The sequence below is a fragment of the Rhodococcus sp. KBS0724 genome (assembly GCF_005938745.2).
Taxonomy (GTDB): domain Bacteria; phylum Actinomycetota; class Actinomycetes; order Mycobacteriales; family Mycobacteriaceae; genus Rhodococcus_F.
On the sequence record NZ_VCBX02000001.1, the window covers coordinates 3,059,786 to 3,083,554 of the forward strand.

Consider the following 23,769-nt stretch of genomic DNA (forward strand, 5'->3'; position numbering starts at 1 on the left):
AAGAGTGAAAGGTCGCGCAGATGACTGCAGTACCGGTCGACAAGGTAGCGCCAGCCGACAAGGCAGTTCCTGCGCAGCATCCCACCGTCGACGAGCGGAGGGCGCACGGTCGGCAGGGGCGCCGCGATACACCGCTCGCGATGTTGGCCGAACTTGCCGACAGCGACCGCGACCCGATTTCGCTCCTGGAATCGCAAGCCGAATCTCGAGTGCCCGAGTTGGTGCCGATTCGCTACGGCCGCATGTCGGCGTCGCGGTTCTCGTTCTTTCGTGGGGCCGCGCTGGTTATGTGCGACGACCTTTCACGCAACCGGAATTCCGATATGAATACGCAGCTGTGCGGCGACGCGCATCTGAGCAATTTCGGGGTTTACGCGACGCCCGAACGAAAGCTGGCGTTTGATATCAACGATTTCGACGAGACCTACCCCGGGCCTTTCGAATGGGACGTCAAACGCCTGGCGGCGAGTTTGGCGATAGCAGGTAAAGACAACGGATATTCAGGTAAGGAACGCCGGAAGATCACGCTTGGTTGCGCCGCAGAATATCGGGAAACGATGATCCGTCAGGCGGAACTTGGAAACCTCGCGGTGTGGTACTCGCACATCGAACCAGAGGACGGTCTCGAAGAGTTGAGCAATCAGATCAAGAAGCGAATGCTCGAACGGGCTCGGTCGACTCTTGATAAAGCACGCCGACGGGACAACATCCAAGCTGCGTCGAAATTTACCGAGATAGTCGATGGCCGAAGGCGGTTCATCAGTGATCCGCCGTTGATCGTGCCAGTGGAGGAATTGTACGACGGACCGGCTCTCGAGCAGGTCGAGGAGGTGCTCCGCGGACGAGTTCGTTCCTATCGCAGCACACTTCAATGGGACCGGCGCGTTTTGCTGCAGAGTTTCGAGATGATGCACATCGCGCGCAAGGTGGTCGGTGTCGGCAGCGTCGGCACGCGGGCCTGGATGATCTTGATGAAGGGTCGGGACGCGGATGATCCGTTGATCCTGCAGGTCAAGCAGGCGTTGCCGTCAGTATTGTCCGGCTACGTGAACGGGCCGATATTCCGGAACGAGGGGGAGCGGGTGGTGAACGGTCAGCGGCTGATGCAGGCCAGCAGCGACATCTTTCTCGGTTGGGAGCGCGGGCCAGGTCCGGACGAGGTGGAGCATGATTTCTACATCCGTCAACTTCGCGACGGCAAGGGATCAGCGGTGATCGAAGGCATGAAACCCGAAGGTATGGAAGCGTATGGGCGTTTGTGCGCTCGTGTTCTCGCTTATGCACACTCTCGATCTGGTGACCGCATCGCTATTGCCGAATATCTCGGCGAGGGAACGGAATTCGACTTCGCTATCAGCGAGTTCGCCTCGGCGTACACCAAACGCAATGCTCGCGATCATGCTGCTCTACTGACAGCGATCGACAAGGGACGGGTGTCCGCACAAACCGGAATCTGATCAGCCTGACTTCGGCCACCACTGATGTTCCCGACTGCCCTGCGGGGATCCGGAACAGTCGGCGCGCGGCCCTACGACTGTAGGTTTTGAGGCGCAGCGTAGGCGCCGGCCAGCCAGGCATTCCAGGCTGCCGCGGCAGCTTCGCTATCGACGTTCGAAGCAAACAGGTGGTGCGCGGCATCGACGTTGCCACCGAAGGCATTTCGGCCGTAGAACCGAAGAAGTGAATCGTCGGTGCGCAGTCCGACAAACCAGTCGTTGAGGTAGTCGACCACAGCAGTGATCGTGCCGATTCCAGGAACGTCGAAAGTCACAGAGTCGCCGACGGCGGTGTCGGATCCGATCCCGAGTGCGCTGCGTAGGGTTGCCATCGCTTCGGGTGTGCCGGATGCTTCCGGTCCCTCGGCGCTGACGTAGGTGACGTTCTGCCCGGCGAAGTAGCGCACGTACTGGCCGAGGCTGTGGAGGTAGAAGTCGGTGTGCTTGCCGGCTCCGTCGTACTGGTTGTCCCAGTCGTCGGCAAATACGCCGGCATGGACGTAGCGCACCACGGCCGCGCTGTTGTCGCGGGCTTCGACAAGGTACTCGAGGTGATTGAACCAGCCATCTGGACCATCCATGTGGATGCCGAGTTCGGTGGGCGGTTCCCACGTGGCGATCACGGGACTGTCGGGGCGGGAACCGTCGGCCGGGATCTCGAGAGGCGACGGGAACATCCATCCGGCGGTTTCGGCGGAAATGGCAGCCCAAATCTGCTCGGGAGTTCCGGGTACAACAACTTCGCGGCGGATTTCGAACTTCTTCGACATAGTCAGTTCTCCGAATCAGGTGAGTGTGTGGACGGTTTCAAGCTGGGATGCAGCGCGACGACAAGGCGGTGCCGGCGGCCGTTGTCGGTGTTGCCGTCGTGATATTTGGCGACCAGTCCGTTGACTGCTTCGCCGAGTTCGCGGGCGAAGTCCGCTCTGTCGGTGGCGCTCGCGAAAGTGATGTCGCTGTCGATGGCGTAGGACGCGAGGGGTTTTCCAGCGGCGGTTGCTCCGGCGATCAACTCACCGACTTCGCGGACCACTCGGGCCGCAACAGCGACGAGCCACCGCGCCGAAAGTTGGTCAGGGAACTTCCGTGGATCGGGAGCTAGCGCCGACATCGCGGCGGGGGAGATGACGTACGACGCCGCACTGGCTTGCATGACTCGTTCGGTCATGTTTCCGCGTTTGCGCTCCTCCACGAGATGGACGAGTCCGTGTTCCTCGAGGGTTCGCAGGTGGTAATTGACTTTTTGGCGGGTCAGTCCGATGAGGGGCGCCAGCGCAGCAGCCGACGCCGGGGTCACCAGTGCGGCCAGGATTTGCTGACGGACCGGGTCGAGTGACGCTTCCGCGGCGGCGGGTTTGTCGATGACTGCGACTTCCAACATGAGAAAACCATCCCACCGACAGTAAATCTTGTCAAGACAAAAATAGTTGTCGGTGGAATGGTTTGTGTGGGGGTTCTACTTGGCCATTGCTGCGGGGTTGTTCAAATCGCGCGCCGAGTAGGTGTCGCAAGCGGATACCTGACCGGTCTTGTATCCGGCGGCAAACCACAACTGTCGCTGTTGGGATGAACCGTGAGTCCAGCCTTCGGGGTTGACCCGCCCGCTGGTCGACTGCTGGATCCGGTCGTCGCCCACGGACGACGCTGCCGACAATGCATCGCGGATGTCGTTCTGCGACAGCGTCTTCAAGAAGGGCTGGCCGGTGGCTTCGTCGGGAATCGTATCGGCGTAATGCGCCCACACGCCGGCGTAGCAGTCGGCCTGGAGTTCGGTACGTACGGCTCCGGACTCGGCACCCTGCGGGTCGGCCTGTGCGCGGCTGATATCCCCGAGTTGATTTTGGATGTGGTGACCGAATTCATGGGCAACCACATATTCCTGGGCCAAGGGGCCGGCGCTGGATCCGAATCGGTCGACCAGCAACTGGAAGAAACTCGTGTCGAAGTAGGCGGTCTGATCTGCGGGGCAGTAGAAGGGGCCGACTTCGCTGGTCGCCTGACCACAACCAGTGCTGACCGATCCGCTGAACAGGATTACCTCCGGGCGCACGTATGCCGTCCCGGTCTGTTTCATCAGTTGTTGTTCCCAGACGTCGTCGAGGCTTCCCACCGTGAGCGTGACGCGGCAGTTCACGTCGTTGTTCGCGTCGGTACCGGTGCAGTCGTCGACAGAGGTGAGGCCACTGGAGGAACTCGAGGTTTCGGTGGAAGTGCCCAGGAGTGAACCGGGATCTCCGCCGAACAACAGCGCAAGAATGAGCACGATGATGCCACCTGCGCCGCCGCCGATCGCCAGCTTGCTGCCCCGGCTACCGCCCCCGCCGCCTTGAACCTGAACGCGTCCCGCTTCACCGCGGGCCCCCTCGTTGAAGGTCATCTATGTCCGCTTTCTGCTGTCGTGAACAAGTGCTTGCCGTCACTTCTGGTGCATAGCTTCGCACGCGAGGCGGGTCCGCGTTTCCGGTCTGGGCTGTTCGCTCCGTAGGATCGCAGGCAAAGTAGTCGGTCGTCGGTTATTGAAGTTGTTCGAAAGGAATCCCGTGCTGCGCACACATCTCGCCGGTTCATTGCGACCCGAGCAGGCAGGGCAGACCGTAACGCTCACCGGTTGGGTAGCCAGGCGTCGTGATCACGGCGGAGTGATCTTCATCGATCTCCGTGATGCATCCGGAGTTTCGCAGGTAGTTTTCCGGGCCGGTGAGGTCGCCGAGCAGGCGCACCGTCTGCGCGCGGAATACTGCGTTCGCGTGACTGGTGTGGTCGAGGTCCGCCCCGAGGGAAACCAGAATTTCGAGATCCCCACCGGCGCAATCGAGGTCAACGCCACCGAACTCGAGGTTCTCAACGAGAGTGCTCCGCTGCCGTTCCAGCTCGACGATCAGGTCGGTGAGGAAGCACGTCTGAAGTACCGCTACCTCGACTTGCGTCGTGAAGGACCCGGACACGCAATTCGCTTGCGTTCCAAGGTGAATGCTGCTGCTCGCGGTGTCCTCGCACACCACCAGTTCGTCGAGGTCGAGACCCCGACGCTGACGCGTTCCACTCCTGAAGGTGCCCGCGACTTCCTGGTTCCGGCGCGCCTTCAGCCCGGTAGCTTCTACGCGCTGCCGCAGAGCCCTCAGCTCTTCAAGCAGCTCCTCATGGTGGGTGGCATCGAGCGCTACTACCAGATCGCGCGCTGCTACCGCGACGAGGATTTCCGCGCCGACCGTCAGCCGGAATTTACACAGCTCGACATCGAGATGGCTTTCGTGAACCAGGACGACGTCATCCTGTTGGCCGAGGAAGTCCTGACAGCACTGTGGAAGCTCGTCGGCCACGAGATCAAGACGCCGATCGCGCGCATGACCTACAACGAGTCGATGCGTCGCTACGGCAGCGACAAGCCCGACCTGCGTTTCGACATCGAACTCGTCGAGTGCATGGAGTTCTTCAAGGACACCACGTTCCGCGTGTTCCAGGCCGAGTACGTCGGCGCTGTTGTCATGCCGGGTGGCGCAAGCCAGCCGCGCAAGCAACTCGACGCGTGGCAGGAATGGGCCAAGCAGCGCGGCGCCAAGGGACTTGCCTACGTGCTGGTCGGCGAAGACGGAACACTGGGCGGACCGGTCGCGAAGAACCTCACTGACACCGAGCGTGAGGGCCTGGCCGCTCACGTCGGCGCACAGCCGGGCGACTGCATCTTCTTCGCGGCGGGTGCAACCAAGCCGATGCGCGCGCTGCTCGGTGCTGCTCGCGGCGAAATCGCCCGCAAGAAGGATCTCATCGACCCCAAGGCCTGGGCCTTCGTCTGGATCGTCGACGCTCCCATGTTCGAGCCGGCCGCCGACGCCACCGCGTCCGGTGACGTCGCTCTCGGTCACTCGGCGTGGACCGCTGTGCACCACGCCTTCACGTCGCCCAAGCCGGAGTTCTTCGACACGTTCGATACCGATCCGGGAACGGCACTTGCCTACGCCTACGACATCGTCTGCAACGGTAACGAGATCGGCGGCGGCAGTATCCGTATCCACCGCAAGGACATTCAGGAACGAGTGTTCAAGGTGATGGGTATTTCCGAGGAAGAGGCGCAGGACAAGTTCGGCTTCCTGCTCGACGCATTTGCCTTCGGCGCACCCCCGCACGGCGGAATCGCCTTCGGCTGGGACCGCATCACCGCGCTCCTCGCCGGTATGGATTCCATTCGTGAGGTCATCGCGTTCCCGAAGTCGGGCGGCGGTGTCGATCCACTGACGGATGCACCTACCCCGATCACGGCGCAGCAGCGTAAGGAATCCGGCGTCGACGCGAAGCCGGAGAAGAAGGCTGACACTGCCGGTGGCGACACCGCAGACAGCAAGTAGAACCGACCCCAGATCGCCGTGCTGCACCTGAGGGTGATCTGCCCGTCCGAGCGCACCGAGGCCGTCCTCGGTGCGCTCGAGGCGGTACGTGGTGTCACACACACAGTCATGTTGCGTGGCGCTGCGATCGACCCGCGCGGCGATCTGGTGCAGGCCGATGTCGCCCGCGAATCAGCCAACGACGTCATCGCCGCGATGAAGGAACTCGGAATCCCCGAGCAAGGCGCGGTGACGCTCGTTCCGGTGGAGACGGTGTTGTCCGCGTCGGCGCGCAAAGCTGAGCACGAAGCTCCCGGTGACGGCGCGGAAACTGTGGTGTGGGAAGAACTGTTGTCCCGCACTCGTGAGGAATCAACTCTCAACGGATTGTTTGTCGCTTTCCTAACGATCGCCTGCCTCCTGGCGGCAATCGGTGTAGTCACGGATTCACCGGTTACGATCGTCGGCGCGATGGTGGTGGGGCCGGAATTCGGCCCCCTGGCAGCACTTGCGGTGGCCCTGGTCCGACGTGATCGAAAGCTACGCAGACGGTCGATTCTTGCGCTGGTCGTCGCCTTCCCTGTCGCGATGGGCATCACGCTGCTTGCCACGTTCGTCGTAAAGTTCTTCGACTGGATGGACGTAACCACTCTCGAATCACTGCATCAAGTCGATTTCATCTACAAAGTGGGTCCGATTTCGTTTGTTGTCGCTCTCCTGGCAGGTTCCGCAGGAATGTTGGCTTTGATATCGGCGAAATCCGCCGCGCTGGTCGGCGTGTTCATCTCGGTGACAACAGTCCCGGCGGCCGGTTTCGCGGTAGTTGCTGCAGCTAACGGAGAATGGCGTATCGCCGGCCTGTCGTCGCTGCAACTCGCCGTCAACATGCTGGGTATTGTCACCGCCTGCGCTCTCGTGTTGTGGTTCAAAACGAAGGCCGATGAAGAGTTTGCTGCAGCGCTGAAAGGCATTTCAGGTCTGATCGGTGAAGAGAAAGCGCACTGACGGTGCGAGGCGAAGACGCATGATTCCAGTCACTTACGGGTAAGTTGATCAGTGATGACCGTATTACTGGCAGACCCCGTATCCGAAGTTGTGGCAGCTGCCGAGCAGTTGCTCACACGCCGCACCGGAGCACCCGTCACCCTCGTGGATCCCACGGATCTCGGTGGCAGTGGACGCACCATCGTGCTGCGCGTTCGCGTTGCCGAGAACCCGTTTTCCCTGCCCCGAACCCTGGTGATCAAGCAGGTCCGTGATCCCTATCTCGGTGTGAAGAACGGCGTTACCCCGCCCGCTGAGGCAATCCACGTGTTCGATCCCGACACCGCATTCCTGCGCGAAGCCGTGTCGTACCAATTTGCCAACGCATTGGCCAAGGACGCCCGTCCCGGCGCGGAACTCCTGGCGTACGACTTGAGTGCCCGACTCCTCGTGCTCAGTGACCTCGGTGACGCAACCGCGATCAGTGTCCTCTTCCAGGACAGCGACTCCGACACCGTCACGAATACGTTGATGGCGATGGCCCAGGCAATGGGTCGCATGCACGCCGCCACCGTCGGCCGTGAAGAAGATTTCACAGCGCTGCTTCGACGCGCCGAAGTTGTTCACAGTTCCGACGAAGTGGCTGATCAGGTGGCGCGCGTAGTCACCGACGTGCCGTCGATGTTGGCGAACACGTTGGGTGTCGACGTCGATCCGAATGTTCTCGACCAGGTCCACCATGCGCAGAATCTGTTCAGCGGCGGGCGATACCGTGCGTTCAGCCCATCCGATCTGTGCCCGGACAACATCATCGTCAACGGCGAGGGTGTTCGATTCCTCGACTACGAGTGGGGTGGATATCGAGATGCACTTCTCGATATCACCTACGCGCTCGTGTCCTTCCCCGGATGCCTGTGCAACGTCGATCTGACCGAGGAGCGCGCGTCGGCCATGGTCGACGCATGGCGTTCGGAAGTGGTGGGCCTGTGGCCGGCACTCGCCGACGAAGCCGAACTGGGTCGTGGGCTGGTCGAAGCTCAACTCATCTGGGTATGGCTGAGCACTTACATGTTCCTGCCGAATGATCATTCGCGGATTGCTGCTGTGCGAGAGCACTACCTGTCGATTCCGCGGTCGGATGCGTTGCTGCGCCGGTGGGCACGGTTGGCGCGATCGGCTGAACTCGCGGGCAACACCGCTGTGCAGGCTCACGCGAGCGAGGTTGTCGCTGCTCTTCGCGAACGCGCCGAGTAACACTCCCACGAACCGACAAAGCGCCCGTGCTCAGCACGGGCGCTTTTGTGTGCCGAATCTCAGTTGTCGGCGAGAGCGTCCGCCTCGGACAAGTCCGTTGCCGCCAGAGCCGTCGCGAGATCGGGATGCCGGAAGGTGGATGTGACCTGATCCTCGACCACCCGGAACGCCGACGCAATGGTGGCGCTCTTGCCGGGTTCTGCGGCCCACGTCGCAGTCTGTTCGACAACGACAACTCCGTGGTGGACGTACATTTTGCCGGGAACGAGCGTCAAGCCGGCGTTTGAAGCCCACTCGCTCAGTGCTGCCAATCCTTGCGTAGCCCCATCGGGTCCGCCCACCTCGATGTCGTCACTCGACAACTGCAGGAGCGTGTCGATGTCTTGGCTGTTGAGTGCGTCATGCCACGCGAGGACGGTGGCGATCTCAGAAGTGCTCATGGCGACACGTTATCTAATTCGACTCGGCTGTGCGTTCCAGATGTGACTTCGACGCGTCGGTACCTTCTAGTAGCGTCGTTTTGTGAGCGATTGGCAAGCTGAAGACAGCGTGGTGGCAGAAGACGGCCTGTTCGAGGCAACTCCGGAAGATCCCGAGATCGTGGACGAACCAGATGTGGTCTCGGCAGCCGAGCGTGCCTTGTCCTCGGTCCCGCCCAGTGCTCCTTTGGCTGTCCGGATGCGCCCACGCACTCTTGGTGAGGTTGTCGGCCAGCAGCACCTACTCGGACCCGGAGCGCCGCTGCGGAGAATGGTCGAGGGATCCGGCGCCGCGTCGGTACTTCTGTACGGGCCCCCTGGGACCGGCAAGACCACACTGGCGTCGTTGATTTCCGGCGCGACCGGTCGGCGATTCGAGGCGTTGTCTGCGTTGTCGGCCGGCGTCAAAGAGGTTCGCGGTGTGATCGAACTGGCCCGTCGCCGGCTCCTGAACGGTGAGCAAACCGTCCTGTTCATCGACGAGGTGCACCGATTCTCGAAAACGCAGCAGGACGCGTTGTTGGCCGCTGTCGAGAATCGGATCGTGCTGCTGGTGGGTGCCACCACCGAGAACCCGTCGTTCTCCGTGGTGTCGGCACTGCTGTCCCGCTCTCTGGTTCTGCAATTGCAGGCGCTCACCGCCGCGGACGTCCAGGAACTTCTCGAGCGAGCCGTAAGCGACGAGCGAGGGTTCGGCGGTGCTGTCACCATTGCCGACGACGCGATGGAACACCTGGTGCGACTGGCATCGGGTGATGCCCGCCGCGCACTCACCGCGCTCGAGGCGGCGGCCGGTGCTGCGCTCGACACCGCAGGCGGCCAACCGGGACCCGTCGAAGTTGATCTCGCGACGGTGGAGGCCAGCGTCGACAAAGCTGCCGTTCGGTACGACCGCGCCGGGGATCAGCACTACGACGTCATCAGCGCGTTCATCAAGAGCATTCGAGGCTCCGACGTCGACGCGGCGTTGCATTACCTTGCGCGCATGCTGACAGCGGGGGAGGACCCTCGCTTCATTGCCAGGCGGCTGGTGGTGCACGCCAGCGAGGACATCGGGATGGCCGACCCGATGGCACTGCAAACCGCGATGGCCGCAGCTCAAGCCGTGCAGTTGATCGGAATGCCGGAAGCACGCCTCGCGCTTGCCCAGGCGACGATCCATCTCGCGACCGCGCCGAAATCAGGTGCAGTCATCGAGGCGCTGGGCGCGGCCATGGCTGATGTGGCCGCCGGAAAGTCGGGCCTCGTACCGCCGCATCTACGTGACGGTCACTACAAAGGTGCCGAGAAATTGGGCAATGCGGTCGGCTACAAGTACCCGCACGAGAGCCGCGACGGTGTTCTCCGGCAGCAATATCCACCGGACGAATTGGTCGGTGTCGACTATTACAAGCCGACTGCCCACGGAAATGAGCGGGAGATCGCCGATCGAGTGGGAAAATTGCGCCGAATCGTGCGGGGTTGAAGCTGTAATCGTGCGGGGTTAAAGCTGTAAGGTCCCTGCACGCTACGCTGGACAACGACAGTTCGACGCTCATGAAGGTAAGGACCGGTTAGTGCAAACCCACGAGATCCGCAGGCGATTCCTCGACCACTTCGTCAAGGCCGGCCACACCGAGGTGCCCAGCGCGTCGCTGATTCTCGACGATCCGAACCTTTTGTTCGTCAACGCCGGCATGGTTCCCTTCGTGCCGTTCTTCCTCGGCCAGCAGACTCCGCCGTACTCGCGCGCGACGTCCGTGCAGAAGTGCGTCCGCACGCTGGACATCGAAGAGGTGGGCATCACCACCCGCCACAACACGTTCTTCCAGATGGCCGGTAATTTCTCCTTCGGTGACTACTTCAAGAAGGAAGCCATCTCGCATGCCTGGGCGCTGCTGACCGGTTCGGTTGACGACGGCGGTTACGGCATCGACCCGACGCGTCTGTGGGCCACTGTCTTTCACGACGACGACGAAGCATTCAACATCTGGCGCGACGAGGTCGGCGTGCCGGAAGAGCGCATTCAGCGCCGCGGGATGAAGGACAACTACTGGTCCATGGGCATCCCCGGACCGTGTGGCCCCTGCTCGGAAATCTTCTACGACCGCGGCGCCGAATACGGCGTCGAGGGCGGTCCGGAAGCCGACGAGGATCGCTACATCGAGATCTGGAACCTCGTGTTCATGCAGAACGAGCGCGGCGAAGGCACCAACAAGGGCGACTACCCGATCCTCGGACCCTTGCCGAAGAAGAACATCGATACCGGCATGGGCGTCGAGCGTGTTGCATTCCTCTTGCAGGGTGTCGAAAACGTTTACGAGACAGACCTTCTCCGCCCCGTCATCGAGAAGGCTGCCGAGCTGACCGGAAGTGTGTACGGCACCGATCACACCTCTGATGTTCGTTTCCGCGTCATCGCCGACCACGCCCGCACCGCCGCGATGCTGATTGCGGACGGCGTCAATCCCGGCAACTACGGCCGCGGCTACGTGCTGCGCCGGTTGCTGCGTCGCATCGTGCGCTCGGCAAAACTGCTCGGCAGCGAGCAGCCCACCATGCGCGAGTTCATGATTGTCGTCCGCGACACGATGGCTCCGTCGTACCCGATCCTCGAAACCGATTTCACGCGCATCGAGAATGTTGCCGTCGGCGAGGAAACAGCGTTCCTCAAGACTCTGGCATCAGGATCGGCGTTGTTCGAGAATGCTGCCGAGACGGTCAAGTCGTCCGGAAAGTCGATCATTGCCGGCGATCAGGCGTTTGCCTTGCATGACACGTACGGCTTCCCGATCGACCTGACGCTCGAGATGGCATCCGAGGCCGGTCTCACCGTCGACGAAGACGGATTCCGCACCCTCATGGCCGAGCAGCGCAAGCGCGCCAAGGACGACGCTCAGGCGCGCAAGCACGCGCATGCCGACCTGACGGTGTACAAGGAACTGCTCGATCGTGGTCCCACTGAGTTCACCGGCTTCAACGAGTTGGTCTCCGAAGCTCACGTTCTCGCGCTCATCGTCGACGGCGTTCGGGTGCCGGTCGCCAAGGCCGGACAGTCGGTTGAGGTCATCCTCGACCGCAGCCCGCTCTACGCAGAATCCGGCGGACAGATCGCCGACATCGGATCGCTCACGGCGCCGGGACTCGAAGCCAAGGTCAACGACGTTCAGAAGATCGCCAAGAAGGTCTGGACGCACAAGGTCACCGTCCAGAAGGGCGAGATCACCGAAGGCGACGTCGTCCTCGCACACGTCGACGCCGAATGGCGTAAGGGCGCAACCCAGGGGCACTCCGGTACTCACATGGTGCATGCAGCACTGCGTCAGGTACTCGGCCCCAACGCCGTGCAGGCCGGTTCGCTCAACAAGCCCGGCTACCTCCGATTCGACTTCTCTTGGCAGGGAGCACTTTCCGAGTCCCAGAAGCAGGACATCGAAGTTGTCACCAACGAGGCTGTCGCGTCCAACTTTGCCGTCAACACGTTTGTGACAGACCTCGACAAGGCCAAGTCGATGGGTGCCATGGCACTCTTCGGTGAGAACTACGGCGACGAGGTTCGCGTCGTCGAAATCGGCGGCCCGTTCTCGATGGAACTCTGCGGCGGCACCCACGTCGGAAGCTCGGCTCAGATCGGACAGGTCACGCTGCTCGGCGAGCAGTCCGTCGGCTCCGGGATCCGTCGTGTCGAGGCCTACGTCGGTTTGGATTCCTACCGTTACCTGGCCAAGGAGCGCGCGCTCCTGGCCGGACTGTCCGCATCGCTCAAGGTCCCGTCCGAAGAGGTTCCGGCTCGCGTCGAGGCGCTTGTCGAGCGTCTCAAGGTGGCGGAGAAGGAACTCGAGCAGACCAAGGCCAAGGCCGTTCTGGCTGCAGCCGGCGAGTTCGTCGGCAAGGCCAAGCGCATCGGCAGTGTGCTCGTGATCGCAGAACCCGCACCGGCCGGTGTCGGCGCCAACGATCTCCGCACACTTGTCACCGACATCAAGGGCCGTCTGGGCTCGGAGCCCGCGGTGGTCGCGTTGCTCGGCGACGCCGACGGCAAGGTGCCATTCGTGGTTGCCACCAGTAAGGCTGCGCAGGCGCTCGGTGTGAAGGCCGGCGACCTCGTCGGCTCGTTCGGACCGAAGATCGGTGGCCGCGGCGGCGGAAAGCCCGACATGGCTCAGGGGTCGGGTTCCGACGCCTCCGGAATCCCGGCGGCGCTCGATGCGATCCGGGACCGGGTCGCAGAACTGGCGGGCGGCAGCTAACGGTGGCAGCGGCTGTGCAGGGTCCCGATCGCCCCGGCGTTGACGACCCTGGCCGCGGCCGACGTGTCGCGATCGATGTCGGTAGCGTCCGGATCGGGGTTGCGTCCAGCGACCCCGACGGGATTCTGGCGACACCGGTCGAAACTGTGCCTCGCTCCAAGCAACGTGGACCCGACGCGCCGGATATCCGGCGGATTATCGACATCGTGTCCGAATACGAGGCCGTGGAGGTTATCGTCGGACTGCCACAGACGCTGCGCGGCGAGCAAGGTAAAGCCGCCGGCATCGCCACTGCATTCGCAAAACGACTGCAGCGGGCCGTCGAACCGATTCCGGTGCGACTGTCCGACGAGCGACTGACGACGGTCACGGCTGCGCGCAACCTCCGCGAAAGTGGAGTCAAAGCTCGCGGTCAGCGTCCGATGATCGATCAGGCTGCGGCAGTGGAGATCCTGCAAGGCTGGCTGGACGAGCGGAGTAGAGCAGTGAAACCAGGGGAGTCGTCGGGGGACACACCTGTGTCGGAGTCCGATCGGTGAGCGGGCGGTGGGATGAGGGCGGCTCCGGCCGGCCCACCGGTTCATTCGATTTCGACAACGACGAGACCATGGTCATGCGTGCGCTGCCTCAGACCATCGAGCCGCCGCACATGTCCAGGGCTGAAGCCCGCAAGCAACGTGAAGCGCAGTCCAAGCGAGCGAAACGTGGCAAGAAGGTTGGTGTTCTCGCGGTCCTCGTTTTGGTGATCGCGGTTCTCGGCGTCGGCGCCTACGGCGCCACCTGGTACATGAACCGCACGCAAGCGGCGGCAGATTACGCCGGTCCGGGCGGGGCGCCTGTCGTGATTCAGATCCTTCCTGGTGAAACTGCGTCGGAGATCGGTGCCACGCTCGCCGAAAAGGACGTGGTTGCCAGTTCGGCGGCGTTCTACAACGCGGCTGTGAGTAACTCGGCGGAGATCCAGAAGGTCCAGCCCGGTTTCTACCAGGTGCCTGTGCAAAGCAGTGCGGCAGAAGCTCTGGACACATTGGTGACTCCCGAATCTCGTGTCGGCCTGGTTGTGGTCGCCGCGGGCCGTCAACTCCATGACAGCAGTGATGCGCAAACCGGAGCCCTCAAGAAGGGCATATACAACCTGATCGAGGAAGCCAGCTGCGTCGGATCGGCCAGTGCACAGACCTGTGTCACTGCCGACGAATTGAACACTGCGGGAGCATCTTCCGATCTTGCTTCATTGGGTGTTCCGTCGTGGGCGATGTCATCCGTGCAGGGTGTGCCGGACAAAGACCGTCAACTCGAGGGCCTCATAGCGGCGAGCAGTTGGGATTTCGATCCCACCGCAACGCCGACCGAAATTCTGCGGACATTGGTCCAAGGCAGTGCTGAAAAGTACGAAAGCACCGGCATTCTGACAGCCGGATCCGGTGTCGGACTCTCGCCGTACCAACTGCTGGTCGCGGCGTCGCTGGTCGAGCGTGAGGCTTTGCCCGACGACATGTCGAAGGTCGCTCGCGTGATCGTGAACCGCTTGGCCGTCGATCAGCCGTTGCAGTTCGACTCCACGGTCAACTACTCGCTCGACACCACCGAAGTTGCGACGACCGATGACGATCGTGCCCGAGTGACACCGTGGAACACTTACGCAATGCCAGGATTGCCTGCCACTCCGATTGCGTCTCCGAGCATCGAAGCGCTCCAGGCGGTCGAATCCCCGGCACCCGGTGACTGGCTGTACTTCGTCACCATCAACATGCAAGGCGAAACGCTCTTCACCCACAGTTACGACGAGCATCTCGCCAATATCGTTCTAGCGCAGGAAAGCGGGATTCTCGATAGTGGTCGGTAGTGCGCGCAAGGCAGCGGTTCTCGGCAGCCCCATTCAGCATTCGAAGTCCCCGCTGCTGCACCTGGCGGCATACGAGGCATTGGGTCTGACCGACTGGACCTACGAGCGGATCGAATGCACAGGGGAGCAGTTGCCCGCCCTGGTCGACGGACTCGGACCCGAATGGGTCGGACTGTCTGTCACCATGCCAGGCAAGATCGCGGCCCTCGAATACGCGTCCGAGCGCACCCCCCGTGCCGTTGTCATCGGATCGGCAAACACGTTGGTGCGCATCGACGGCGGATGGCGGGCCGACTGCACCGATGTCGACGGAGTCAGCGGTGCGTTGATCGCCGGTGGTGTCGGTGATCTCACCGGAGCCCCCGCTGTTGTTGTCGGTGCCGGCGGAACTGCTCGGCCGTCGCTGGTTGCCCTGGCGGATATGGGTGTTCGTAACGTGACGGTTGTCGCCCGGGATCCCAGGCGTGCATCGGGCGCCATCGAATGTGGTTCCGCGGTTGGCTTGGACATTGATCTTGTTGCCTTCGACGATCCTCGTCTCGGTTCTCTCTGCGCCGATTCGGCTGTTCTGGTGAGCACCGTTCCTGCTGACGCTGCAGCGCCATTTGCCTCGCAACTCGGTCAGGCCCGGTTTGTCCTCGATGCGATTTACAACCCCTGGCCGACGCCTCTCGCCTCGGCGGTCGAGGCGGTTGGTGGCACCGTGATCGGCGGCCTGGCGATGCTGCTCAATCAGGCCTTCGGCCAGGTTGAACAGTTCACGGGTAAGCCTGCTCCGCGTGAAGCGATGGCTGCCGCGATCGCTTAGCTTCATCCACAGGGGCGGGGTAGTCCACAGCACGATTCAGGCATCTGCGGGTGACGCACGTTCAGTCGCATGCTCAGTGTCATGTGGACGTTGGTGGTGTTGGCAGTTGTGGGTGCAGTGGCTGGTTGTGGTGCTCGTCTTCTCGCGGACCGGTGGATTAGCCGCAACAGTAGTGCGGGAGCGCTCGTCCGTCGTGGAGTTCCCGAGTTAGCTGCCGCCATTGGTTGGGTTCTCGTCGGCGGCGCGACTTCATCTGTGGTGCAGCTTGTTTCGGGCCTCGTGTTCGTGTGGTGGTGTGTCGCGATTTCGACTGTCGATGCATCTGTGCGGCGATTACCCAACAGTTTCACCTTGGCGGGGTATGCCGTCGTGCTGGCGGTTTCGGCGTGCTCGGGCGCGTTGTGGACCGCGGTGATTGGATCGGCTTTGCTGGCGGGAATCCACCTGGTGCTGCACTTGATTTCACCAGGATCCCTAGGCGCAGGTGATGTGAAACTGGCACTTCCGCTGGGCGCAATTACCGGGTTGGGTGGCGCGCAGATCTGGCTGCTATCGGCTTTTCTGGCGTCGGTGATCACCCTCGCCGTTTCAGTTCTGCTGCCTCGGCGATCGCAGATCCCTCATGGTCCGTCGATGTGCGTGGCCGCACTACTGGCTTTGTCCAACTGGTAGCAGTTTTCAAAATTGGTATCGAGGCTCACGCGGGCCGGTGGTCGATGTTCGTCGAAATGCTCACCACGTGCGGCGTGTCAATGGCCATCGTGGACGTAGTCCGGACTAGATCCCCGATGCGCGTGGTGCTTCCCTTCCTGTCCTTCCACATCGCAACTTCACCGATGAGCCCAGAGCTCATGAAACCACCCTCGTCGCCCCACAGCCATGCGGTACACACATCGGCCACCTCGTTTTGAACGAGGTCCGCCATGGACACCAAAATGATCTCTTCATCAGCGTCAACGGGCGCGCCACTTCCGCTGCAGCCAAGTCTGCCCGGCCTGCGGCCGGCGATGGTCACCGAACTCATGAGCCATCCCGCGCCGCCTTCGGGGTCGTATTCGGCAACCCAGTCGATGTGCTCGATACAGCCGCCGTACTGGCGCACCAGCAAGTCGTGGCTCAAGCGATCGAGCGCACTTAGCCACGGGTCAGGCAAGTCTGAGTACGTCACCTCGACTCCGCGTGACGCTGTCCACGTCGCGGTCAGCACTTGCTCTCGACGACCGAAGGGGTACACGATGCCAGTATCTCAGCTGTCGCCTCACAGACTCTGTACCGCAGAAGTTGGGTTCCGTTCTCCGAAACTCGCCGATGAATTTGTTCGCTCCGTCAGGTCAGTATCTGAGTACGAGCGCCGTCGTCTACGTCGAGAGGTACAAACTCATGTCGATCGATCATGTCCTCGCTGTTGTCCCCGTTCGAGACCTTGCAGAGGCAGTGCAGTGGTACACAAGTTTGTTCGGACGCGAGCCTGACAATCGCCCGATGGTGAACTTGGCAGAATGGCGTGTCACTGAAACCGGTTGGGTACAGGTCACGGTGGACGCTAGTCGCGCGGGTCAGGCGTTGCTCAATTTTGCCGTGGACGACCTCACGACACACCGTGAGGCAGTCGGTATGCGAGGGCTGACGATGGGTGCGGTGGTGGATGCAAACAAAGGCGTGCAGTTGTCGAGTATCGGCGATCCTGACGGCAACACCCTGACATTCATCGGCGGTTTCCGGATCCACTACTGACCGGAACTACGCCTCACGTCTGAGTTCGTAGTGTTCAGCTGTTGGGAACGGGACTGGGAAGTAGTGCAACAGTGCACAGGACCGCCCCGGAGTGGGCTATTGGTGTCCGCGGGCCGGCCGCGTCTGCAGTTCGGGCGCGGCGGCGGTCAGTAGGGCGGCCCGATCGCGGGTCAACGGTGGATAGATGCGTTGGGTGTTGATGGTGTTCTTGGTGGCCTTTGCCTCTGCGCCGGTCGCTACAACTTGCCGATCCCAGCCTTCGGTGTAGACCGCGCCCGCCGGGCCTAGGTCCAAAACCGTGACATACCAAGGGATGCGGAGGGTCAGCATCGGATTGCCGAGCAGATCGCTGATCACGTTGTAACCGGCGTATCGGCCCATCGGTCGGCTGTGCTGACAGGACATCACTGACTGATGCTGATCGTCCATCTTCGCGGCGGCGACGTCGCCGGCAGCGAACACGCCTGGCACACCGATCACCTGGAGATAGTCGTCGACCGGGAGCCGCCCGAGCCGATCACGCTCGACCGGGAATTGCGCGGTCAACGGGTTTGCTTTCATGCCGGCGCACCAGATGACCGTCGCGGCGGGCACCAACTCACCCGACGACAGCGTCACCCCGCCCTGGCTGACGGGGGTCACGCTCACGCCGGTCAGTGTCTCTACACCGGTGTTGGACAATGCCGCTTCGATGACCGGCCGGGCCGACGCGCCCATATCTGATCCGACGTGGGGGTTGTGGTCCACCAGCACCACGCGCGACGCCGTGTCGGCGCCGAACAGGGCCGCGAGCCGACCTGGCAGTTCGCACGCGGTCTCGATGCCGGTCAGGCCGGCCCCGACCACCACCACGGTCGCCGCGGCTGATGTCACGGGTCCTTCGGTCAGCAGGGTCAAATGGGCGTCGAGTTTCATTGCGCCGTCGTAGGTATCGACGTCGAACCCGAACTCCGTCAGGCCCGCGATATCGGGCCGGGCTACACGGCTACCCGCTGCCAGCACCAGACGGTCGTAGCTATACGCCTGCACTTGACCGCTGGCGTTGGCGATGACCGTCCGTGTATCGGTGTCGATTGCGGTCACCTCCGCGGCGACATGGGCGATCCCGACCGGGGCGAGGACATCGGCCAACGGGATACGGCAGGCTCTGAGATCAACCTCGTAGTTGCGCACCCGGATGTCGTGGAATGGCTGGGCACTGAGCACCGTGATCGACACCTGCCCGGCCGGTATCCCGAGTTCGTCGAGCTGCCGGGCAGCGCCGAGCGCGGCCCATAGTCCGGCGAATCCGGAACCGATGATGATGACATCGCTCATGCGTACGGCTCGAATAGGTTCCGGACGAAGGAGAGGCTCTCGGGGAGTGCAGCTCGCATGGTCTCGATATGCCCCGTCGGATACGTGCGGAATGTGACTGGCTGGCGGTTGGCGGCGAGTTCGGCCGCGAGTTCCACCGCCAGCGGCGCCGGCACCATCTCGTCCGTCAGCCCCTGCCCGAGGAAGACGGGCCGGTCGTACCCGGTCGTCGGGATCTCCAGCATGCCGCGAGCAGCGGCCAGCACCGCGGGATCGTCGAGCGGCCGGTTCACCAGATCGCCGATCGTGACGTCGCCGAGGTCCGATGCCATTTCCTGGTAGCAGTCGGTTTCGGCTCGGGCCAGGGCGTCCGTGCCGCGCGGTGTCAGGTAACGATCGATGTCGAGATCTGGTCGCGCCGCCCGGAGTCCGGACAGGATGTACGAGACGAACACGGTGCTGCCGGTCAGTGGCAATCGAGGAAAGTCCGGCCCTACGAGTGGTGCAAGGTTCTCCAGATTCGACGGCGCTCCGGTCGCGACCGCGCCCCGGTAGTCCAGTTCGGGTGCGTACCGTGTCGCGATCGCTGCCGTGACCATCGCGGACTGCCCGCCCTGAGACTGTCCGAGTGCCACCCACCGCGGCGAGAGCGACGGTTCGACCGCACGTGCAGCACGCACCATGTCGATCACGCTGTGTGCCTGCGACGGTCCGTCCAGGTACGGGTGGATTCCCGGCGTGCCGAGTCCCACGTAGTCGGTCGCGACGATCGCGTAGCCCTGCGAGAGCCAGTTCGTGAGGTATGGACTGCCGACGGTCCCGGTCACGGTGGGGGCGCACTTGTCGGAAATGCCTACGGTGCCGTGGGCCCACGAGATGACCGGCCAGCCGCCTTCGGGTGGATCACCGGGAGGAAGGAAGAGCGCACCCGTACTCAACGCGGGCCGGCTGAGCGGGCCCGTGGACCAATAGGTGAGCTTTGATCCGTTGACGGCGCCGGGGATCCAGAAGGATTGGGGCAGGGGATCTGTCGCGGTGACTGTGCCCGGCGCCGTGACTGGTGACGGCACCTGCGCTTGGGCGGGTGCGGTCGAGATGACCGCGGAGGCGAGCGCGATCACCATCAATGTTTGGCCGAGCCGTCGTCGGATCATTGCACCGCTCCCGGGGTTCGTCGGTGTGTACGCCAACTCTCATTCTGCGCGTACGGGAGGTGCCGGGATACCGGTTCGACCATCTTCGGGTGCCGCTCCCGCGGTCGAGGGCCGGTCTGTGATCCGAGACGCGGGCGGGTGCAGCGTAGTTCGCGTGGCATTGTCACGGTGGTAGGGGTGGATTCATGGGCCCGGAGAGAGTCCGGGCGAGCTGGTGGTCGTCGCGATGATCCCGATCCTGCCGACGGCACGCGTCAACACGATCGAACCTCGGGCAGCGATGCGATGCTCAGCGAAGGCGCTGCCGCGCTCGTCGGTGATTCTATTCGCCCTGATCAGGTGGAGCCGATAGAACAGACGGTGGAAGCTGTTGTTGCGCTGCGTGACTGCGCACCCTACATCACCGCAGGCCGCTATGTCAGTCTCGATCTGATCGACGAATGATCTTTGGCCGCTTGCGGATTGGACGGACCACCCACTATGGCGGAGCAGCAGGAATCGATCCAGGTGGCAGGACTTGCCATGGAACTGAATGGTTTTGGTGCCGAGATCGCCACGGACGACGTGCTCGCAAACCGTCGACGACGGGAGGCACCGCCAACCTGCTGGCAGTGCCTCCCGTAGTCATGAGCTGCGCACCTGGATCAGTACGGTTCATCTCGGCTGGGATCGATGTCAGTGCGTGACGAGTTCCGCCTCGAGCCGCTGGGCGTTGGTGGGCCAGCTGCTGGCGGCCTCGGTCTCGAGAGCGACCTCACCGATCCGGCCGGTGTACGGATACTCACCGCCGCGGACGTAGTCGGAGGTGACCGGCGTGCCGGGATTTGCACCCACGGTCAGCCGGCCTGAGCCGAACAGCGCCGTGCGTTCGACGCGCCCCTCGCCGACGACCTGACCGTCGATGAGAACCTGACCGGTCCCGCCTCGCCCGATGCCTCCGCCGTCATAGGTGAACAGGTATTCGAGCAGGTGCTCGCCCGCCGACAGCGGTTGTGTGGCGCGCACGTGCGTGACGACCAGGCTGCACAGGTTGTGGGCGAACGTCACTACCCCTTCACGGACGTAGAACGAGAGTCCGTTGAAGGAGTTGCCCAGGCTCACCAGGACGCCGTCGGACCCGTCGCTGTCGGCCACCATGGGCACGCTCAGCCGGAACGACGTGTTCGACGTGCTGGGGAACGCCGCGGTCGGTAGCCGGCGAGTGCCGGCCGGCACGGTGACCCGCCCGCCCAGTTCGGGGCTGCGGCGCCCGGCGACAGCTGCGTCCATGCGTTCGACGCCACGGTCGTCCAGCGGCAGTACCTGGTGCAACCGAGCCTGCTCCAGGAACAGCTCCTGCAGCGCGGCCAGCCGTTCCGGATACTCGGAGGCCAGGTCGGTGGCCTGCGAGAAGTCGCGAGTGATGTCGTACAGCTCCCACGTGTCCTGATCGAACGGGATGGGGTCGGTCCGCGACAGGTCCCATGGCGAACGGTGCTTGGTGACCGCGGTCCAGCCCTCGTGGAAGATCCCGCGGTTGCCGAAGATCTCGAAGTACTGGGTGATGTGCTGGTCGGGCGCGTCGCCGTCGCGCAGCGCGTACAGCATCGAGGTGCCCTCGATGGGGCGCTGGCTGATCCCGTCGACCCGGTCGGGGTGCGGGATTCCGGCGGCCTCCAGGATCGTCGGTGCCACGTCGATGACGTGGTGCCACTGCGTGCGGACGTCACCGCGTTCGGAGATCCCCTGTGGCCAGTGCACGACGAGCCCGTTGCGGGTTCCCCCGAAGTGCGACGCCACCTGCTTGGTCCACTGGAACGGGGTGTCCATCGCCAGGGCCCAGCTGACGGGATAGTTCACATAGCTGGTCGGCCCCCCGATCTCGTCGAGGCGACTACGAATCTCGGCGGCGGTCTCAGGCAGACCGTTGTAGGTCCGCGACTCGTTGAACGTCCCCGTCAGGCGCCCCTCGCAGGAGGCGCCGTTGTCGCCCAGGATGTAGAAGACCATCGTGTTCTCGAGCTCCCCGCTGGCGCGGAGAAACTCGACCAGCCGACCGACCTGCTCATCGGTGTGCTCGGCGAAGGACGCATACATCTCCATGAGCCGCTCAGCGACGGCGCGCCCGTCGTCGTCGAGTTCGTCCCAGTGCGGAGCACCGTCAGGCCAGGGCGAGAGGAGCGTGTCGGGCGGGACGACGCCCAGCTCCTTCTGCTTTTCGAGGGTCTGCTCACGCTGCTCGTCCCAGCCGTGGCTGAACTTCCCGCGGTACCGGTCACGCCACGAGTCGGGAACCTGGAAGGGGGAGTGGGTGGCACCGAATGGCAGGTACGCGAACCAGGGGCGCTCCTTGTCGACGTCGCGCACCGACCGGATCCAGTCCCTGGTCTTGTCGACCAGGTCCTCGGAGAGGTGATAACCCTCCTCCGGCGTCGAGGGCGGCTCTACCTGCGCGGTGCCGGAGTACAGGTTCGGGTGAAACTGGTCGTCAGCTCCGCCGATGATCCCGTAGAAGGTGTCGAAGCCCTCCTGGGTCGGCCAGTGCGTGAACGGACCGACGGGCGTGATCTCGTCTTGCGGTATTTGGTGCCACTTGCCGAAAACGCCTGTCGCGTAGCCGTTCTCCCGCAGGGTCCGGGCCAGGGGAGCGGCGTCCAGGGGGCGGACGCCGGTGTAGCCCGGGGCGCTGGAGGAGAAGTCGGTGACGACCCCCATCCCCACGCTGTGGTGGTTACGCCCGGTGAGCAGCGCCGCCCGCGTCGGCGAGCAGATCGCCGTGGTGTGGAAGCGGTTGAACCTCAGCCCGTCGGCCGCCAGCTGCTCGGCGACCGGCATCGAGCACGGTCCGCCGAAGGCCGACGAGGCACCGAAGCCCATGTCGTCGAGCAGAATCACCAGGACGTTCGGTGCACCGTCGGGGGCGGTGACCCTCGGGGGTCCGGGGAAGGGTTTCTGCTGATGGCGGACGTCGTGCGCGGCTTCGACTGTGTCCTGGGTGAGGTGGATAGGTAGCTGAGTGCGATCCATCGGGACTCTTCCTTGGTTTGTAGGGACGGGCGTGTGAGCGGCCGACGAGATCGATGCGCAGCTGCTTGGTCCTTGGTTACCCCGAAGCCACGCCGCCCGGTAAGTACACGTCAGTTCGTCGCGAAGCCCGGCAGCCGAACCGGCTGGTCCACCACGGAGAAGTGCGAGGCGTCGCCCGTGCGGACGCGGCTGGACTCGCCATGCACGCTCACCGGCACATCTCCGGCGAGAGTGGTGCGGTAGAGCTTCCTGGGCTGCTCGCCGAAGTCGGCGACGCCGTAGTGCTGGGTGGAACGGTTGTCCCAGATGGCGACATCGCCCAGCTGCCAGGTCCAGCGCGTTGTGTTCTCGAGCTTGGTGATTCGGTCTTGAAGCAGCTGGAACAACACCGTGGACTCGGCGGGCTTGAGCCCGACGAACTCCTTGAAGAAGTTGCCCAGCAGCAGCGACTTCTCGCCGGTCTCCGGGTGGATTCGCACTACCGGGTGTTCGGTCTCGAAGACGGTGCGGGTGAACTCCTCTCGGTAACCTTCCGGCTCCACGGCCTGCGCGGGGCCGCCCACGATCCTGCTGGACACCTCGGCGTAGTCGTACGCGTTCGAGTGCACCGACCACAGGTTCTCCACCAGTGCCTTCAGCGGGGCGGGCAGTTGCTCGTAAGCCGCGATGGTCGAGGCCCATGTGGTGGCGCCGCCATAGGCGGGCACGATCGCGGAACGCAGGATCGACGCTTTCGGGATGCGGTCGATGAACGTGACATCCGTGTGCCACACGTTGGCCCGCGCGCCCTCTACGAGCAGAGTCCTGTTGTCGTCCGAGCGCAGCGTCGGGTGGGTGGTGGTCTGGGAGCCGATTCGGCCGCCGAAGTCGTACTGGATCTCATCAGTCAGGTGATGCTGGTCGCGGAAAAAGATGACCCGATGCGCGGCGAGCGCGTACTGGATCGCGTAGGCCGTCTGGTCGGAGATCTCTCCCGAGAGGGCGACGCCGTCGATGATCGCGCCGATGTGGTGGCCGTGCTTGCGGACGGTGATGCCGCCGGCGGCGTAGATGTCGGCGGCGACGTCGGGCCGGATGTCGAGGATGGTCATGGGTTTTCCTTCTTCCTTCGCAAGTTAGGGCTGATCTTGGTGTTATCCGCGGAACGGGCAGCTCAGAGAG

General features: G+C 63.3%; 21 protein-coding genes. 12 read left to right on the forward strand and 9 right to left on the reverse strand.

Annotated elements, in window-relative coordinates; all coding sequences use genetic code 11:
* Positions 1 to 20: 20 nt before the first annotated feature.
* A complete protein-coding gene (locus tag FFI94_RS14125) occupies positions 21 to 1,457 on the forward strand; it encodes a DUF2252 domain-containing protein (RefSeq protein ID WP_138868415.1) in 1,437 nt (478 codons plus the stop codon).
* Positions 1,458 to 1,528: 71 nt separating this feature from the next.
* Here the strand turns inward: FFI94_RS14125 and FFI94_RS14130 are convergent, their stop codons facing one another.
* From FFI94_RS14130 to FFI94_RS14140, 3 genes are all read right to left on the reverse strand, one after another.
* Entirely contained in the window at positions 1,529 to 2,266 is a 738-nt protein-coding gene (locus FFI94_RS14130) for an SRPBCC domain-containing protein (RefSeq protein ID WP_138868416.1), read from the reverse strand.
* Between the two features lie 2 nt (positions 2,267 to 2,268).
* Entirely contained in the window at positions 2,269 to 2,877 is a 609-nt protein-coding gene (locus tag FFI94_RS14135) for a helix-turn-helix domain-containing protein (RefSeq protein ID WP_138868417.1), read from the reverse strand.
* Between the two features lie 75 nt (positions 2,878 to 2,952).
* Positions 2,953 to 3,873 (reverse strand): neutral zinc metallopeptidase, encoded by a 921-nt coding sequence (locus tag FFI94_RS14140; RefSeq protein ID WP_138868418.1) that lies wholly within the window; start codon positions 3,871 to 3,873, stop codon positions 2,953 to 2,955.
* Between the two features lie 163 nt (positions 3,874 to 4,036).
* Here FFI94_RS14140 and aspS point away from each other — a divergent pair, with 163 nt between their 5' ends.
* The 3 genes from aspS to FFI94_RS14155 are packed head-to-tail and all read left to right on the forward strand — an operon-like array spanning position 4,037 to position 8,056.
* A complete protein-coding gene (aspS, locus tag FFI94_RS14145; RefSeq protein WP_138868419.1) occupies positions 4,037 to 5,839 on the forward strand; it encodes an aspartate--tRNA ligase in 1,803 nt (600 codons plus the stop codon).
* A gap of 18 nt (positions 5,840 to 5,857) precedes the next feature.
* Positions 5,858 to 6,823 (forward strand): DUF389 domain-containing protein, encoded by a 966-nt coding sequence (locus FFI94_RS14150; RefSeq protein ID WP_138868420.1) that lies wholly within the window; start codon positions 5,858 to 5,860, stop codon positions 6,821 to 6,823.
* Positions 6,824 to 6,877: 54 nt separating this feature from the next.
* Positions 6,878 to 8,056: a kinase gene (locus FFI94_RS14155; RefSeq protein WP_138868421.1), complete on the forward strand. Its 1,179-nt coding sequence runs from the start codon at positions 6,878 to 6,880 to the stop codon at positions 8,054 to 8,056.
* 59 nt (positions 8,057 to 8,115) lie between these two features.
* Here the strand turns inward: FFI94_RS14155 and FFI94_RS14160 are convergent, their stop codons facing one another.
* The gene (locus FFI94_RS14160) at positions 8,116 to 8,496 is read right to left on the reverse strand and encodes a nuclear transport factor 2 family protein (protein WP_138868422.1); all 381 of its coding nucleotides are present in this window, start codon (positions 8,494 to 8,496) and stop codon (positions 8,116 to 8,118) included.
* Between the two features lie 157 nt (positions 8,497 to 8,653).
* Here FFI94_RS14160 and FFI94_RS14165 point away from each other — a divergent pair, with 157 nt between their 5' ends.
* The 6 genes from FFI94_RS14165 (at position 8,654) to FFI94_RS14190 (ending at position 16,090) form a co-directional block, all read left to right on the forward strand.
* Positions 8,654 to 10,000 (forward strand): replication-associated recombination protein A, encoded by a 1,347-nt coding sequence (locus tag FFI94_RS14165; RefSeq protein WP_260684486.1) that lies wholly within the window; start codon positions 8,654 to 8,656, stop codon positions 9,998 to 10,000.
* 91 nt (positions 10,001 to 10,091) lie between these two features.
* On the forward strand, positions 10,092 to 12,764 hold the full coding sequence (gene alaS / locus FFI94_RS14170) for an alanine--tRNA ligase (RefSeq protein ID WP_138868424.1): 2,673 nt from the start codon (positions 10,092 to 10,094) through the stop codon (positions 12,762 to 12,764).
* Positions 12,765 to 12,766: 2 nt separating this feature from the next.
* On the forward strand, positions 12,767 to 13,303 hold the full coding sequence (gene ruvX / locus FFI94_RS14175; protein ID WP_138868425.1) for a Holliday junction resolvase RuvX: 537 nt from the start codon (positions 12,767 to 12,769) through the stop codon (positions 13,301 to 13,303).
* The gene (mltG, locus tag FFI94_RS14180; protein ID WP_138868426.1) at positions 13,300 to 14,610 is read left to right on the forward strand and encodes an endolytic transglycosylase MltG; all 1,311 of its coding nucleotides are present in this window, start codon (positions 13,300 to 13,302) and stop codon (positions 14,608 to 14,610) included. The genes ruvX and mltG overlap by 4 nt, the downstream gene beginning before the upstream one ends.
* Complete coding sequence (locus tag FFI94_RS14185; RefSeq protein ID WP_397495443.1) at positions 14,600 to 15,418, forward strand: shikimate dehydrogenase; 819 nt, start codon at positions 14,600 to 14,602, stop codon at positions 15,416 to 15,418. The genes mltG and FFI94_RS14185 overlap by 11 nt, the downstream gene beginning before the upstream one ends.
* A gap of 69 nt (positions 15,419 to 15,487) precedes the next feature.
* On the forward strand, positions 15,488 to 16,090 hold the full coding sequence (locus FFI94_RS14190) for an A24 family peptidase (RefSeq protein ID WP_260684121.1): 603 nt from the start codon (positions 15,488 to 15,490) through the stop codon (positions 16,088 to 16,090).
* 25 nt (positions 16,091 to 16,115) lie between these two features.
* Here the strand turns inward: FFI94_RS14190 and FFI94_RS14195 are convergent, their stop codons facing one another.
* Positions 16,116 to 16,586, reverse strand: a complete 471-nt coding sequence (locus tag FFI94_RS14195; protein WP_185993201.1) for a hypothetical protein — start codon at positions 16,584 to 16,586, stop codon at positions 16,116 to 16,118.
* Between the two features lie 212 nt (positions 16,587 to 16,798).
* Here FFI94_RS14195 and FFI94_RS14200 point away from each other — a divergent pair, with 212 nt between their 5' ends.
* Positions 16,799 to 17,152 (forward strand): VOC family protein, encoded by a 354-nt coding sequence (locus tag FFI94_RS14200; protein WP_138873184.1) that lies wholly within the window; start codon positions 16,799 to 16,801, stop codon positions 17,150 to 17,152.
* A gap of 96 nt (positions 17,153 to 17,248) precedes the next feature.
* Here the strand turns inward: FFI94_RS14200 and FFI94_RS14205 are convergent, their stop codons facing one another.
* On the reverse strand, positions 17,249 to 18,469 hold the full coding sequence (locus tag FFI94_RS14205; RefSeq protein ID WP_138868428.1) for an NAD(P)/FAD-dependent oxidoreductase: 1,221 nt from the start codon (positions 18,467 to 18,469) through the stop codon (positions 17,249 to 17,251).
* Positions 18,466 to 19,602 (reverse strand): lipase family protein, encoded by a 1,137-nt coding sequence (locus FFI94_RS14210; RefSeq protein ID WP_138868429.1) that lies wholly within the window; start codon positions 19,600 to 19,602, stop codon positions 18,466 to 18,468. Before FFI94_RS14210 ends, FFI94_RS14205 begins: the two co-directional genes overlap by 4 nt.
* 177 nt (positions 19,603 to 19,779) lie before the next feature.
* Between FFI94_RS14210 and FFI94_RS14215 the strand changes: the two genes are divergently transcribed.
* Entirely contained in the window at positions 19,780 to 20,046 is a 267-nt protein-coding gene (locus FFI94_RS14215) for a hypothetical protein (RefSeq protein ID WP_138868430.1), read from the forward strand.
* 231 nt (positions 20,047 to 20,277) lie between these two features.
* On the opposite strand, the gene FFI94_RS14220 is transcribed toward FFI94_RS14215, so the two are convergent.
* The gene (locus FFI94_RS14220; RefSeq protein WP_138868431.1) at positions 20,278 to 22,608 is read right to left on the reverse strand and encodes an arylsulfatase; all 2,331 of its coding nucleotides are present in this window, start codon (positions 22,606 to 22,608) and stop codon (positions 20,278 to 20,280) included.
* Between the two features lie 110 nt (positions 22,609 to 22,718).
* The gene (locus FFI94_RS14225; protein ID WP_138868432.1) at positions 22,719 to 23,699 is read right to left on the reverse strand and encodes a TauD/TfdA family dioxygenase; all 981 of its coding nucleotides are present in this window, start codon (positions 23,697 to 23,699) and stop codon (positions 22,719 to 22,721) included.
* Positions 23,700 to 23,769 lie beyond the last annotated feature (70 nt).